At 59.2% G+C, this 14509-nt stretch carries 15 protein-coding genes; 10 read left to right on the top strand and 5 right to left on the bottom strand.

Features of this window, described 5'->3' with window-relative positions:
* Positions 1-105: 105 nt before the first annotated feature.
* Positions 106-336, bottom strand: a complete 231-nt coding sequence (locus tag ACQUWM_RS12975) for a DUF1653 domain-containing protein (RefSeq protein ID WP_407001700.1) — start codon at positions 334-336, stop codon at positions 106-108.
* A gap of 158 nt (positions 337-494) precedes the next feature.
* Between ACQUWM_RS12975 and ACQUWM_RS12980 the strand changes: the two genes are divergently transcribed.
* Entirely contained in the window at positions 495-2315 is a 1821-nt protein-coding gene (locus ACQUWM_RS12980) for a sensor domain-containing diguanylate cyclase (RefSeq protein ID WP_428922435.1), read from the top strand.
* On the opposite strand, the gene ACQUWM_RS12985 is transcribed toward ACQUWM_RS12980, so the two are convergent.
* The 3 genes from ACQUWM_RS12985 to ACQUWM_RS12995 form a co-directional block, all read right to left on the bottom strand.
* A complete protein-coding gene (locus ACQUWM_RS12985; protein ID WP_407001702.1) occupies positions 2260-2646 on the bottom strand; it encodes a DoxX family protein in 387 nt (128 codons plus the stop codon). The genes ACQUWM_RS12980 and ACQUWM_RS12985 overlap by 56 nt on opposite strands.
* A 59-nt stretch (positions 2647-2705) precedes the next feature.
* Positions 2706-3353, bottom strand: a complete 648-nt coding sequence (locus ACQUWM_RS12990; protein WP_406989810.1) for a hypothetical protein — start codon at positions 3351-3353, stop codon at positions 2706-2708.
* A 198-nt stretch (positions 3354-3551) separates the two neighbouring features.
* Positions 3552-4823, bottom strand: coding sequence for an MATE family efflux transporter (locus ACQUWM_RS12995; protein ID WP_428922436.1), 1272 nt, complete (start codon positions 4821-4823; stop codon positions 3552-3554).
* A 260-nt stretch (positions 4824-5083) separates the two neighbouring features.
* Between ACQUWM_RS12995 and coxB the strand changes: the two genes are divergently transcribed.
* The 3 genes from coxB to ACQUWM_RS13010 all read left to right on the top strand — a co-directional run bounded on the left by coxB (position 5084) and on the right by ACQUWM_RS13010 (position 8804).
* Complete coding sequence (gene coxB, locus ACQUWM_RS13000) at positions 5084-6208, top strand: cytochrome c oxidase subunit II (protein ID WP_407001704.1); 1125 nt, start codon at positions 5084-5086, stop codon at positions 6206-6208.
* 53 nt (positions 6209-6261) lie between these two features.
* Positions 6262-7845: a cytochrome c oxidase subunit I gene (ctaD, locus tag ACQUWM_RS13005; RefSeq protein WP_428922437.1), complete on the top strand. Its 1584-nt coding sequence runs from the start codon at positions 6262-6264 to the stop codon at positions 7843-7845.
* A gap of 71 nt (positions 7846-7916) precedes the next feature.
* Positions 7917-8804: a cytochrome c oxidase subunit 3 gene (locus tag ACQUWM_RS13010; protein ID WP_407001706.1), complete on the top strand. Its 888-nt coding sequence runs from the start codon at positions 7917-7919 to the stop codon at positions 8802-8804.
* A 7-nt stretch (positions 8805-8811) separates the two neighbouring features.
* On the opposite strand, the gene ACQUWM_RS13015 is transcribed toward ACQUWM_RS13010, so the two are convergent.
* Positions 8812-9015, bottom strand: coding sequence for a twin transmembrane helix small protein (locus ACQUWM_RS13015; RefSeq protein WP_406989802.1), 204 nt, complete (start codon positions 9013-9015; stop codon positions 8812-8814).
* 50 nt (positions 9016-9065) lie between these two features.
* Between ACQUWM_RS13015 and ACQUWM_RS13020 the strand changes: the two genes are divergently transcribed.
* From ACQUWM_RS13020 to ACQUWM_RS13045, 6 genes are all read left to right on the top strand, one after another.
* Positions 9066-9806: an SURF1 family protein gene (locus ACQUWM_RS13020; RefSeq protein WP_428922438.1), complete on the top strand. Its 741-nt coding sequence runs from the start codon at positions 9066-9068 to the stop codon at positions 9804-9806.
* Complete coding sequence (locus tag ACQUWM_RS13025; protein WP_428922439.1) at positions 9787-10434, top strand: hypothetical protein; 648 nt, start codon at positions 9787-9789, stop codon at positions 10432-10434. The genes ACQUWM_RS13020 and ACQUWM_RS13025 overlap by 20 nt, the downstream gene beginning before the upstream one ends.
* Positions 10435-10515: 81 nt before the next feature.
* Positions 10516-11574: a COX15/CtaA family protein gene (locus ACQUWM_RS13030; RefSeq protein ID WP_428922483.1), complete on the top strand. Its 1059-nt coding sequence runs from the start codon at positions 10516-10518 to the stop codon at positions 11572-11574.
* On the top strand, positions 11571-12491 hold the full coding sequence (gene cyoE / locus ACQUWM_RS13035) for a heme o synthase (RefSeq protein WP_407001709.1): 921 nt from the start codon (positions 11571-11573) through the stop codon (positions 12489-12491). The genes ACQUWM_RS13030 and cyoE overlap by 4 nt, the downstream gene beginning before the upstream one ends.
* A 21-nt stretch (positions 12492-12512) precedes the next feature.
* A complete protein-coding gene (locus tag ACQUWM_RS13040; RefSeq protein WP_428922440.1) occupies positions 12513-13175 on the top strand; it encodes an SCO family protein in 663 nt (220 codons plus the stop codon).
* 79 nt (positions 13176-13254) lie between these two features.
* Positions 13255-14445 (top strand): YbfB/YjiJ family MFS transporter, encoded by a 1191-nt coding sequence (locus ACQUWM_RS13045; RefSeq protein ID WP_407001711.1) that lies wholly within the window; start codon positions 13255-13257, stop codon positions 14443-14445.
* Positions 14446-14509: the final 64 nt, after the last annotated feature.

Raw genomic sequence — 14509 nt, forward strand, 5'->3', positions numbered from 1 at the left:
CCGGGCGTAATTCGATGGCTCTCGCTACCGCTTATGGGTAGCCGGTTCGGGAAAGCGCGCTAATGTGCAGGAAATCATCGCCGCAGTCAAAAATCCGGGTGGAAGTCAGTTCTCACTGACCCAGGAAAAACGGGGTACCTGTTCGCCGGCAACTTCGACGGTTTCCTGGAACATGGACAGGGGTCTTACCCAGAGGCTGAAATCGCCATACAGGCACCGGTAAACCACCAGTTTTTCCTCGGTCTCGCTGTGGCGGGCAATATCGATGACCTGATAGTCCTTGCCTTTGTAATGGCGGTAGCGACCCGGCTTTATCTCCGTTTTTCTCTCGGTCATGTCTGGTCTCCGGGTGTTTTGTGCGGTTTATGTTACCGGCAGGAGAAGTTCTCCCGGTAACCGTCTAAACTTATCACCAATCTGGCAAGGATGCATAAGGGGCTTACTACCCCGTTCTGTCGTGCAGAATCACTGAACCGGGTGCCGGATATCCGTTTATGAACCACTATGCATTGCATCTCTGCCAGTGGCTGATCCTGGTACTGACACTGACAGGCTCCGGCGGCCTGAGAGCGGAGACCTCTGCATTTGCATGGCTGGAGGATGACAGTGCCGCTCTGACGGTGGAGGAAGTGCGGACACTGCCCGCCGGGCAGTGGCAACCGTTTACGCCACCGGACATCCTCAATCTGGGGTTCAGCAGTGGCGGGTTCTGGCTAAAAGTCCAGGTACCGCCGGAGCCGGTAAACCGGCTGCTGGAAATCGGTTACCCCCTGCTTGATGACGTGTCGGTATTCTGGGAACTGGACGGTCAGTTGATTGAGCAGCACCGCACCGGCGACCAATGGGCGTTTGACAGCCGCCCGATTCACCATCGCAATTTTGTGTTCCTGGTGCCTTCGAACACCGAGCCCGTCACAGCCTACGTCAGGATAAGAACCCAGGGGGCGGTGCAGATTCCGGTCCGGATTGTTCCCTCGGGGCAGTTCCTGAAAGAGGAGCAGTTATCGTACGGCTGGCAGGCCGTCTTTCTGGGCATCATGTTGGCGATGGCGCTGTACAACCTGTTTGTCTTCGTTATTGTCCGGCATCCCACCTATCTCTGGTACGTACTCACGGTGGTGGCGGCAGCGATGGTGCAGCTTCACCTCCATGGTCTGATGTTCCAGTGGCTGTGGCCTGACTGGCCGGCCATGAACCGCTATTTCACCGCGCCGGTGATTGCCCTCAATATCGCCTTTGCCACCGTGTTTACCATAAGTTTCCTGGCGTTGAAGCGATACAGCCCGTTGCTGTTCCGTGCGGCCCAGGTGATGGTTGGGCTGGCGGTACTGGCGTTTTTCTATGGCCTGTTCGGTCCTTACCAGCACGGAATTGTGGTGGTCAGTGTGTTTGCTGCGGTGATCACGCCGGCGGCCTGGATTCTGGGGTTATGGATCTGGCGTAAGGGGCAGGTGCTGGCGGGGTTTTATGTCCTGGCCTGGACACCCCTGTTGATGGGGAATCTGATTCTTGCAGTCAGCAAACTGGGGTACCTGCCCCGCAGTTTTGTGACTGAATTTGCCCCGCAGCTGGGGGTGGCGCTGGAGGTTATCCTGTTGTCCTTCGCGCTGGCCTACCGCATCAGCCTCGAGAGGCAGCGGCGGCTGCAGGCGCAGGAGCATGCGCTGGCGGTTCAGCGCCAGGCCAACCAGACCCTGGAGGCGCGAGTGCAGGAGCGCACCGAGGCACTGGAGCAGGCGAACGAGCAGCTCAAGGCCATTTCGCTCACCGATGGCCTCACCCAGGTAGCCAACCGACGGCGTTTTGATGAAAGGCTGACGGTGGAGTGGAATCGTGCCGCTCGGCAAGGTCATCCATTGTCACTGTTAATGCTGGATATCGACCATTTCAAACAGGTCAACGACCAGCTTGGCCACCTGGTGGGCGATGATTGCCTGATCCGTGTGGCCCAGCTGTGTGCGGATGAACTCCAGCGCTCGGGTGATCTGCTGGCCCGATACGGTGGCGAGGAATTCAGTGTGTTGCTGCCGGCGACCCCCGAACAGGGTGCCCGGAGTGTGGCCGAGCGGTTACGGATGATTGTTGCGCAGACCCCGGTCTACGCCGGTGACGGTGCCAGCCCGGTCAGCCTGACCGTGAGTGTTGGGGTTGCCACCATGATGCCAGAACCGGGCGTGGAACCTGAGGCGCTCATCCGGCAAGCGGATGAGGCGCTCTATCAGGCCAAGGAATCCGGTCGCAACCGGGTAGTGCAGTGGTTCAGTTCTTCAGCTTGTAGCGGCCCGGGCCGAGAAAAATCAGGGCAATCGCGGTAAACAGGAAGAAACCCTGCAGCTCAAGCGCCCAGCCACCACTGCTACCGAGGGCCAGCAGCTCATGGCCATGCACCAGGGCAATGGCCACCAGCATGTTGAAGGCAATCAACAGGGCGCCGATGCGGGTCTGGTAGCCGAGAATCACCATCAGCGGCCCGATCAGCTCACCGATAAACACACCATAGGCGAACAATGCCGGAATTCCATGGCTGGCCAGCTGGCCTTCGATGAAACCGGTACCGTGAATCAGTTTCGAAATGCCGTGAAACAGCATCAGTCCGCCCAGCGTCAGGCGAATAATCAGTTTTCCAAGGTCAGCGTTATCCAGCAAGGGAACCTCCGTCAGGTAAGCATGGGGTAGGATTCAGGAAGGTGCTAGATTAACCGCAATCAGAGGCCGTTGCCCAGAGAGAAACGAATGTGGTTTCTTACCAGGAGGTTTTCCCAGTACTGCCGCATCCAGTCCCAGGCGGCGTTTTGTGCGTGCTCGACGAAGGGATCCAGATTGAGTTCGTAGTAGTCAGGGGTGCCGGCAATCTGCAATACCGTCAGGGTAATGGCATCGTCCAGTTCGTTGGCGAAGGGCTCGCCAATCAGTTGATGAACCAGCAGATTGGCTTGGGTTGCCTCGATATCCACCAGATCGCTGGCGCGAATAGAGCGGTTGTTTTCGTACATTTCTTCCATCAGGCGATGGCAGAGATAGGCCCGGATAAGCAGCCCGTCCAGGCCATCATAGCGAACGAGCAGCACCGAAGGCTGGGTGAAATAACGGGTTGCGGCATCAATAAACGGGGCAAACAGGTCTGATTTTCCGGCTTCCCGGGCGCAGGCATCGACGCACTCAATCAGCCGGGGAGCCATCTCGATGTATTCCACGGCAAACTGAAACAGACAGGTGGCTGGTTGGTAGCCCTCAATGGTGATGGTCGCAGGCAGCGACGACGCCTTCTCTCCCAGTTGCCGGAGAAAAGTGCCGGAGTGGGCTTCCTGCCGTCGTGCCTGATCAATAATGTCTAGGACTGCCTGTGGTGTCATTTCAGGAGTTGCCGGTGTCTGAACGAATTGAGGTCGCAAGGCGCCTCCCGTTATTCGCTAGGGGTCGCTGGAGGCAGGTAAGCAGGGGCTGGCTACCGCAACAAGCCTGCCGTTTACGACAATTGTAGTCGAGATTTTTTGACCTGCTTCCGGCCCATCATGAAAATCCGGCCATTTAATGTTTGCTCTGTTGGAACGCTAGGGTTTCTCAAACCAGCGATCGTGCCGGGTATGGGAAAGGAACAACCAGCCCATCGTCGCGGCGCGGGCCAGCATCAGGCAGATCAGCGAGAACCAGAGGCCATGATTGCCCCAGCCGGTGGTCAGCCACCACACCGGAAGGAACACCGCCAGAGCCGAAAACAGCATGGTGTTTTGCATGTCCCGGGTGCGGGTAGCGCCGATAAACACGCCATCCAGAAGGTAGCCCCAGATGGCGGCGAACGGCAGCATCCAGAGCCAGGGCAGATAGTGCCCCGCCGTGGTCCGGACCGCTTCGATGCCGGTCAGCAGGCTGATCAGCCAGCGTCCGCCCAGTACGAATGCGATGGTGAACAGCAGCGCTCCCCACAGGGACCAACGCAACGCCGTCAGGAAAATCATCCGGAAGCGACGCCGGCTTCCCTTGCCCACCGCTTCGCCAATCAGCGCCTCGGCGGCATTGGCAAAGCCGTCCAGGCCATTGGAAATAATCAACAGAAAGGTGAGCAGCACCGCGTTGGCGGCCAGGATGGTATCACCCTGGCGCGCGCCCTGGGCGGTGAAAAAGGCCAGCACCAGCAGCAGCGCTATGGTGCGGACCATGATGTAGCGGTTGACCTGGAGTATGCGCAGATAGTCCGCCAACTGCCCCAGCAGGGCACGGCTGAACGACAGCCCCGCCGGCATCCTCAGCAGCACCAGGCGGATACCAATGAGAGTGGCGGAGTATTCGGCGAAGACCGTTGCTGCGGCGACCCCCTGGCTGTTCCAGCCCAGAACCGTCACGAACAGTATGTCGAGCACAATATTCAGGCTGTTCGCCACAATCAGCATGATCATTGGCGCCCGGGGAAACTGGGTACCGATCAGCCAACCCACCAGGGTGTACTGGCACAATACCGCCGGCGCGCTCCAGATTCTGATGGCGGCGTAATCGGCAGCCAGCTCCGCAACCCGCTCACTGGGATTCATCAGAGTCAGGCCGATGCTGATCAGGGGCTTGTGGAAAACGATAAGCAGCAGGCCAATGCCGACCGCGAGGATGATGGACCTGACCAGCAGTGCGATCTGGGCAAACTCATCGCGTTTGCCCCAGGCTTGCGCGGCAAGCCCGGTGGTGCCCATGCGCATGAAACCGAACGTCCAGTACAGAATGCTGAACAGGTTGGCGCCAATGGCAACGGCGCCGAGGTACTCGGGGCTTTCCAGGTGGCCAAGCACGGCGGTATCCACCAGACCCAGAAGGGGAACGGTGAGATTGGTCAGCATCAGCGGCCAGGCCAGCGCCCATAAGCGCCGGTCCGTGGTGGACAGAAAACGACTTATATTCGATTTAATTATCAATATTCCAGGGTTATAACGTTTGGGTTTAGTCGGTGTTTAGCTTTTTCCGGATCTGTGTCTATACTCAATCCTGAGTTATCCATAAGCAGACTTCCACTCTGGCCTGACAGGTGTGTGCGAGCTCCGTCAGAACAGAGGGATTGGACGCAAAATCCGACAAGAATAACACTCTGTGGAGACACAGTATGCGCGTGCACGCTAAGCGGGCAGGTGCCCTTTTGGGCGGCCTTTTGTTCCCCGCCTGGTCCATGGCGGACTGGACATTGAACATGGCCCCCGGGGTTACCGGCACCAGTAACGAAATTTTCAGCCTTCACATGACCATCCTCTGGATATGCGTTGTCATCGGCATCGTGGTATTCGGGGTGATGTTCTGGTCCATCTTTGCCCACCGTAAGTCCCAGGGCTACAAGCCGGCCAACTTCCATGAAAACACCCTGGTGGAAATCCTCTGGACCATCATTCCGTTCGTGATCCTTGTTGTTATGGCCATTCCGGCGACGGCAACGCTGGTGGATATGTATGACACCACCGAGTCCGAGGTGGACATCAAGGTGACGGGGTACCAGTGGCGCTGGAAGTATGACTACATCGAAGAAGACTTTGGCTTCTTCTCCAACATGTCGACCAGCAAGGATGAGATCTACAACCGCACCACCAAGAGCGAGAATTATCTGCTGGACGTGGATAACCCGATGGTGGTTCCGGTAGGCGCCAAAGTGCGCCTGCTGTTGACCGCCAATGATGTTATCCATTCATGGTGGGTGCCTGCATTTGGCGTCAAGAAAGATGCCATCCCCGGTTTTATCAACGAAACCTGGACCCGCGTGGACGAGCCGGGTATTTACCGTGGCCAGTGCACTGAATTGTGCGGCAAGGACCATGGCTTCATGCCGGTGGTGGTCAAGGCGGTACCTCAGGAAGAGTACGACGAATGGGTGGCTGAGCAACGCGAAGCCGCCGAGCGTGAGCGCGAGCTGACTGAGAAAGACTGGACCCTGGAAGAGTTGATGGAGCGTGGCGAGACAGCCTACGCCAGTGCCTGTGCTTCCTGCCACCAGGCAGACGGCAGCGGCGCGCCTCCGGCCTTCCCGGCTCTGAAGGGCAGTCAGGTGGTACTTGAAGACATGGACGCACACCTGGATATCGTGGTTAACGGTGTCTCCGGTACCGCCATGCAGGCTTTCGGCGGCCAGCTGAGCGAAGTGGATCTGGCCGCGGTGATTACCTACGAGCGAAATGCCTGGGGTAACAACACCGGCGAAATGATCACGCCGAAAGAAGTCTTTGAGTACAAGAATCAGGAATGATTCGCCAAATAACATCACCAGCCAGAATAACAAGGCGGTAACGGGGGTTTTTCATGAGTGCGGTTGCAGATACCCACGCCCAGGATCATCATCACGGCCCGGCCAAAGGCTTCAGCCGGTGGTTGCTGACGACCAACCACAAAGACATCGGGTCCATGTACCTGATCTTCAGTTTTGCCATGTTCCTGCTCGGCGGCACCATGGCCATGGTTATCCGCGCCGAGCTGTTCCAGCCCGGCCTGCAGATTGTCGAGCCGGAATTCTTTAACCAGATGACCACCATGCACGGCCTGATCATGGTGTTCGGTGCGGTTATGCCGGCCTTCGTGGGGCTGGCCAACTGGATGCTGCCGCTGATGATCGGCGCACCCGACATGGCGCTGCCGCGGATGAACAACTGGAGCTTCTGGCTGTTGCCGTGCGCGTTCCTGATCCTGGTGTCCACGCTGTTTATGTCCGGTGGCGCCCCCAACTTCGGCTGGACCTTCTACGCGCCGCTGTCGACGACGTACGGTCCGCCGAGTACCACCTTCTTTATTTTCGCCGTCCATATCATGGGTATTTCCTCGATCATGGGCGCCATCAACGTCATCGCCACCATTCTCAACCTGCGGGCGCCGGGCATGACCCTGATGAAGATGCCGCTGTTCGTCTGGACCTGGCTGATCACCGCTTTCCTGCTGATCGCCGTGATGCCGGTGCTGGCGGGCGTGGTTACCATGATGCTAATGGACATCAACTTCGGCACCAGCTTCTTTGATGCCTCCGGTGGTGGCGATCCGGTACTGTTCCAGCATGTTTTCTGGTTCTTCGGGCACCCCGAGGTCTACATCATGATCCTGCCGGCGTTCGGGGCGGTGTCGCACATCATTCCGGCGTTTTCCCGCAAGCCGTTGTTCGGTTATGCCTCCATGGTTTACGCAGTGGGTGCCATTGCCCTGCTGTCGTTCGTGGTCTGGGCGCACCACATGTTCACCGTGGGCATCCCCATCGCCGGCCAGCTGTTCTTCATGTACGCCACCATGCTGATCGCCGTGCCCACCGGGGTGAAGGTGTTCAACTGGGTGGCCACCATGTTCCGTGGCGCCCTGAGTTTCGAGACGCCGATGTTGTTTGCCATAGCCTTCGTGATTCTGTTCACCATCGGCGGATTCTCCGGCCTGATGCTGGCGATTGCACCGGCGGACTTCCAGTACCATGACACCTACTTCGTAGTCGCTCACTTCCACTACGTACTGGTGCCCGGTGCCATTTTCGGTATTTTCGCCTCGGCCTATTTCTGGCTGCCCAAGTGGACTGGCCACATGTACGATGAAACCCTGGCCAAGACTCACTTCTGGCTGTCGTTTATCGGTATGAACCTGGCGTTCTTCCCCATGCACTTCCTCGGACTGGCGGGCATGCCGCGGCGGATTCCGGATTATGCCCTGCAGTTTGCCGACTTCAACATGGTGTCCAGCGTGGGCGCGTTCATGTTCGGCGCCACGCAGCTGTTGTTCCTGCTGATTGTGGTGAAGTGCATCAAGGGCGGCGAGAAAGCCTCCGCCAAGCCCTGGGACGGTGCCGAAGGGCTGGAGTGGACGGTGCCTTCGCCGGCGCCTTACCACACCTTCTCGACGCCACCGGAAGTGAAGTAGGACAGAGCCGGTAGGCAATTATCGGATCAGGACAACAACAATCGATAACGGATAAGCCATCGGAGATTGTCATGGCGGAAAACCAGACCTATTACGTGCCCGAACAGAGTAAGTGGCCGATCATTGCAACGGTTGGTCTTGGGGTAACCCTGTACGGCGTTGCCGCAATCATGGTGAATGGCAAGCAGGGGGAATCGACCACCGGTTCCTGGGTCCTGTTTCTCATCGGCGCCCTGATCATGGCCTACATGCTGTTCGGCTGGTTCGGGAGTGTGATCAAGGAAAGCCGTTCAGGCCTGTACAGCCCGCAAATGGATCGGTCGTTTCGCTGGGGTATGAGCTGGTTTATCTTCTCGGAAGTCATGTTCTTCGCCGCTTTCTTCGGCGCCCTGTTCTATGCGCGGGTGTTTGCGGTGCCCTGGTTGGGCGGGGAAGGCGACAGAGGCAGCAGTAACATGCTGTGGGAAGGTTTCCAGGCGACCTGGCCGCTGATCAATAACCCGGACCCCGAGGCCTTTCCCGGGCCCAGGGAAGTGATTGGGCCCTGGGGGCTGCCGCTGATCAACACCATCCTGCTGGTCACCTCGTCCTTTACGGTCACAGTGGCGCATCACGCGCTGAAAGAAGATCATCGCAAGAAGATCAAACTCTGGCTCGCGGCTACCATCGCCCTGGCTGTGGTGTTCATGTTTGTTCAGGGCTATGAGTACGCTCACGCCTATCAGGATCTGGACCTGACGCTGCAATCCGGCATTTACGGCAGTACGTTCTTCATGCTGACCGGCTTCCATGGTGCGCACGTCATGCTCGGGACGCTGATGCTGGCCATCATGCTGATCCGCATTCACAAGGGCCACTTCACTGCCGAGAAACATTTCGGATTTGAGGCGGCCGCCTGGTACTGGCACTTTGTGGATGTTGTCTGGCTGTGCCTGTTTGTCTTCGTGTACGTTATCTGAGGTGGCCTCAGGGAGTCGGGTTCAGCACCAGGCTCCCTTGCCACAGGGAAATCACAATCACCAACAGTAGCAACACACTCAGCGCCACCCGCACCGCAAGTGAGTTCACCACCCGGTTGGTTTTACCGCCGTCCTTGAGCAAAAAGAACAGCCCGCTGAACAGACTAAAGATGACAGCCAGCATGAGTATGATTACAACTGCTTTCAGCATGGGGTTTCCCGTTTCTGATTGTGTTTATTCTGAGGCCACTATAGCAGAGCATGTCTGATACCGGTTCTTCCGAGCGTCGCCAATGGCATTTTGACTGGCGGCTACTGTTGTTTGCCGGGCTCTTTCTGCCGGTTCTGATCGGCCTGGGGATCTGGCAACTCGGGCGGGCGGAAGAAAAGCAGCTGCAGCTAGAACAATGGGACCAGCAGGCGGAAGACCTTGGCTGGTCCGAGCAGATATCCAGGGGGTTGACGCCGGGGCGCCCGGTGACACTGCGGGGACATTACAGCGACACTACCTGGCTGCTGGACAACCGCACGCGGGATGGGGCTCCCGGGTATGAGGTGCTGACTCTGTTTTATCCGGACGACGGACCACCGGTGGTGGTCAACCGGGGCTGGATACAGGCGCCGCGAACCCGGACAAGCCTGCCGGATGTAAGCATCCCGGTCGGGGAAGTGGAAATACGTGGCCGTATGGGCGCATTTCCCGTGCCTCCGGTGCTGGCCGACAGCCGTGAACAGCGTGACGGTTGGCCGCGGCGTGTGCAGGCCCTTCCGGAGTCACTTGCCAGTGAGCAGGAGCCGGATGTGGCATCGTTGGTGGTCAAGTTGTCGGGCCGGGAGCAGCCGGGCGCCTACCGGGCCGACTGGGAGCCGGACCTGATGGGGCCACAAACCCATTACGGATATGCATTTCAGTGGTTTTCACTGGCCGTTGCACTGGTTATATTGACGGTGGTAGCGAGTTACCGAAAGACAGGAGCCAATAATGACAACGACAATGGCTAACCGGGAATCCGATCAGCAATCCGGAGGCCCCACGCCCGAACAGGTTCGCCGTGGCCGGCGCACAGCCCTGCTGCTGTTCGCCATTGGTTTCGGCCCCATGGTGTTTGCCACCATCATGTACTACACCGGCTGGTTGAATCCCACGGGGCATACCAACAATGGTGAGCTGGTAAAGCCCGTGGTGCCGATCACCGAACTCCACATGCAAACCTCCGATGGCCAGCCGCTGGCTGAATGGTTCGGCCCCGAACGGGCTGACGCCGAATGGATGATGATGGTGGTTGCCGGTAATTGCGCGGAAGACTGTGAAAATCTGCTTTACCTGGCCAGGCAGGTGAACATCGCTCTCGGTAAAAACGCTAATCGCATGTCCAGGGCGGCATTTCTCGGAACCGTGCCTGCGGGGTTGGAGCGTCGCTGGACTGAAGAGTACAGCGCCATGGAGCGGTTGCAATCACAAGGGGACCGGGCCCCGGCCTGGCCTGCGGGTGTCCGGCCGGATCAGGAGCCGCGAATCCTGCTGGTGGATCCCTTCGGCAACGTCATGATGCATTACGGCAACGAACATTCAGGGAAGGACATGCTCAAGGATCTCAAGCATCTGATGAAGCTGTCCCAGATTGGTTAACCCGATGCCCGGAGGAAACTGAACTTGCTCCAGCCCAAGGCCAGCTTGTCACCGCACCCCTCGTCAAATCGTGCCCGTCATATGGGGCGTTGGTCATTGTTCGCCACATTGCTCGCGGTGGTGGTTATCATGTTGGGAGCCTGGACCCGGCTGGTGGACGCCGGCCTCGGTTGTCCTGACTGGCCCGGCTGTTATGGCTTCCTGGCGGTGCCGCAGAGTGCCGAGAGTATCGCCATTGCCAATGCCCGTTTCCCGGAGACGCCAGTAGACGTGGCCAAGGGCTGGCCGGAGATGATTCATCGGTATGCTGCCGGCACCCTCGGGTTGGTGGTGTTCGGGCTGGCGGGCTATGCCATTCGTCATCGCCGGGAAGGCCTGCCGGTGAAACTGCCGTTGTTTATTGCCGCCTTTATCGTACTGCAGGGTGCGTTCGGGATGTGGACCGTTACCCTGAAGCTGTGGCCCCAGGTTGTAGCACTGCACTTGCTGGGTGGCTTTACCACACTCAGCGCCCTGACCCTGTTAACTCTACGCTTGCGAGCGAGACATAAGGAGATATCGGGCCTCGGCCCCTCACGACCGACCCTTAACCGTTTCCGGCCGTGGTTATACGGTGGCCTTGCCCTGGTCATACTGCAGATTGCCCTCGGCGCCTGGACGGCGGCCAACTACGCTGCCGTGGCATGCCCGGAGCTGCCGACCTGCCAGGGGGAATGGTGGCCAGCGGACATGGATTTCCAGCACGGCTTTGACATTGCCCAGCACGTGGGTCCCAACTATCTGGGGGGGCAACTGACAGCCGATGGCCGCGTGGCCATTCATTTCACTCACCGCCTGGGCGCGATACTGGTGCTCGGCTACTTTGCCTTGCTGCTGGGCCTGATGTGGCGGCGAACCCGCCATACCGGCATGGCCTGGCACGTCCAACTGGTCGCTATTGTGTTGGCGGCCCAGGTGACCCTTGGGCTTGCCAATGTGGCCTTCCATATTCCACTCTCTATTGCGGTTGCTCATAACGCAATGGGGGCGGGCTTGCTACTGGCGGTGATTAACCTGCTGTGGCGCCTGCACGAACACCCGCAAGCAAACGCTGAAAGCAGTCCACACACAACAACAATCAATCGAGAGGTGACGGCATGAGCGAGCATGTGAAACCACTGCCGGCCCATAGCGCAGAGACACAGACAGACGCATCCATTTCCTGGCGGGATTTCCTGGAGCTGACCAAGCCCCGGGTCGTTGCGCTGATGATTCTGACCTCGGTGATTGGCATGCTGCTGGCGGCGCCGGGCGTGCCTGGCTGGGAGGTCCTGCTATACGGCAACCTGGGCATCGCGCTGCTGGCGGGCGCCGCGGCAGTGGTCAACCATGTGGTAGACCAGAAGATCGACACGGTGATGGCGCGCACCCGCAAGCGTCCGGTCGCTACCGGTAAGATCAGTCCGGTGGACGCCATGGTTTTTGCGACCCTGCTGGCAGCCGCTGGCATGGGCATCCTGATGTGGCAGGTCAATGCCCTGACGGCCTGGCTGACCCTCGCGTCCCTGGTCGGGTACGCCGGTGTTTATACCCTGTTCCTCAAGCGGGCAACACCCCAGAACATCGTGATCGGCGGCCTTGCCGGTGCGATGCCGCCACTGCTGGGCTGGACAGCCGTGACCGGCCAGGTCGAAGGTCACGCCCTGTTACTGGTGCTGATCATCTTCGCCTGGACACCGCCGCATTTCTGGGCCCTGGCCATCCATCGCAAAGAGGAATACGCCAAGGCTGGTATTCCCATGCTGCCGGTGACCCACGGGAACAAGTACACCGAGCTGCACATCGTGCTCTACACGTTCATGCTGCTGGCGGTCAGCCTGTTGCCGTTCGTTACCGGTATGTCCGGAGGTATCTATCTTGTGGGCGCACTGGCACTGGGCTTGCGTTTCCTGCAGTATTCCATCCGCTTGCTGCGGGGGGATGATCGCCGGGTTGCCCTCAAGACCTTCAAGTATTCCATCACCTATCTGATGGCCCTGTTTGTGGTATTGCTGGTAGACCACTTCGTATTCTTCTGATTCGCCTACACCGGAGACTGCATGAACCGCTCGATTCGCCTGACCCTGATTGCCCTGCTGCTGATTGTGGTGCTGATCTTCGGTCTGGTGGTCGCGCGGCAGGCATTTCTGGGCGGTGAGCAGGAACCGGCCCCCGCGCCCGAACTTGCTGAGCTCAATACCTACGTATACGACCAGGGCCGTCCCCTGTCCGAATTCGAACTGTTGAATGAAAACGGTGACACCGTAACCCGTGACAGCCTGAAAGGACGCTGGACTTTCGCCTTTGTCGGCTACACCAATTGCCCCGACATCTGCCCGGCCGCCATGGCCAACCTGCGGCGGACCGACAGCCTGCTGGCGGATGACCTGCCCCAGCCGGAGTACCTGCTGATCAGCGCAGACCCCGAACATGACACCCCGGAGCAGTTGAAGGACTACGTCGGCTTCTTCGGCGACAACTTCCACGGCCTGACCGGCGATCTGGACACCTTGCGGGCGCTTGCCAAGAGCCTCAATGCAGTGTTCGTCCACCGGGATGTAGACGGCGAACTGCTGGTGGATCACAGCGGCCATTTCGCCTTGCTGAATCCCGATGGCGAAATGATCGCGGTCATTCAGCCGCCGCACGATCCCGAAGACCTGGCAGAGGCGTTCGAACGGATCTACGAGTGGGCGAAGGCCAATCATCCCCGGGCGAGCTGACAGCTCTCCCCATAGCTTCCACTGACTTCATTGCCCAAGTGGCTTAAACTACCGCCCTGTTTTTTCAGGGATGTCTGCTATGTCTGTTTCTCGCCAGAGCTGCACTTCACCGCGGGAACTGTTTTCGGTACTGGCCGCTGGTGCGGTGGTTCTTCTGGTTGTTCATGGTCTGGGCCGGTTTATTTACACGCCGTTGCTCCCTTACCTGGTGGACGATGGCCAGTTCGGTGCCGCAGAAGGGGCCGCCGTCGCAACCTGGAACTACCTCGGCTACCTGATGGGCGCCATGGTGGCGATTCGCTGGCATCGCATAGATCAGATCCGCATCCTGCTGCCGGTCTCGCTGGCCGTGCATGTCGCCACCACCCTGATCGTCACCCAGACCGACCACCTCACCGTTATCTCCGGTGCCCGCTGGCTGAACGGCGTGGCCAACGGCATCGTCTTTGTGCAGGCGCCGGCACTGATCCTGGAATGGCTGGTGTTGCGCAATCGCGCCTCCATGAGCGGACTGGTCTACATCGGCGTCGGCTTCGGCCTGCTGCTGTCCAGTGGTGTGGTGACCGGCAGTGCCGACTGGCTTGAGGGCGCTCAGCGCTGGTGGCCAGCCGCGCTGTTATCGGTCCCCCTGGCCTGGTGGGGGGCGGCACGCCTGATGAAATTGGACGTACCGGTTCGCCAGCAGGAAAACAACACTCACGCAGTTACCACCAGCCCCCTGTTCGATCGAGCCAGTATCCCGCTGTTCCTGTCCTACGCTGGCGCGGGTCTTGGCTACATCCTGCCGATGACGTTCCTGCCGTTACTGGCGAAAGTGGAGTTGTCCGCCGGCCACTGGTTGCTGAACGGTACCTGGCTGATTGTCGCGTTGGCCACCATTCCCGGCCCCTGGATCTGGAACAAACTCGGGGCCCGTATCGGCGACCTGCCGGCCCTCAAACTAAACTTCCTGATCCAACTGATCGGTGTCCTGGCGGCTGTCGTTCTGCCCAGCGAGATTGGCCTGATCCTGTGTGCCGCACTGGTCGGCGGCACCTTCCTCGGCACCGTATTGCTGACCCAACGCATCGGCCGCGCGCTCCATCCCCACCAGGGCCCCCGACTCTCCGCGGCCATGGTGGCGCTCTATGGCTTCACCCAGATGGTCGGGCCATGGCTGACCAAACAGTGGCTGGATGGCGGTGGCACCCTGGTCAGTGCGTTCGGCATTGGCGTGGCGGCTCTGCTCTTTGGGCTGGTTTTTGTGTTTTTTGTGCCTCGGTCGGAGTAGGGGTGATTGGTTCTTTTCAGGACTGTTGGTTGTGGGGATTGATAGGGGTGGAGGGGGTTCTAAA

Source organism: Marinobacter sp. DUT-3, from assembly GCF_050379435.1.
Lineage (GTDB): Bacteria > Pseudomonadota > Gammaproteobacteria > Pseudomonadales > Oleiphilaceae > Marinobacter.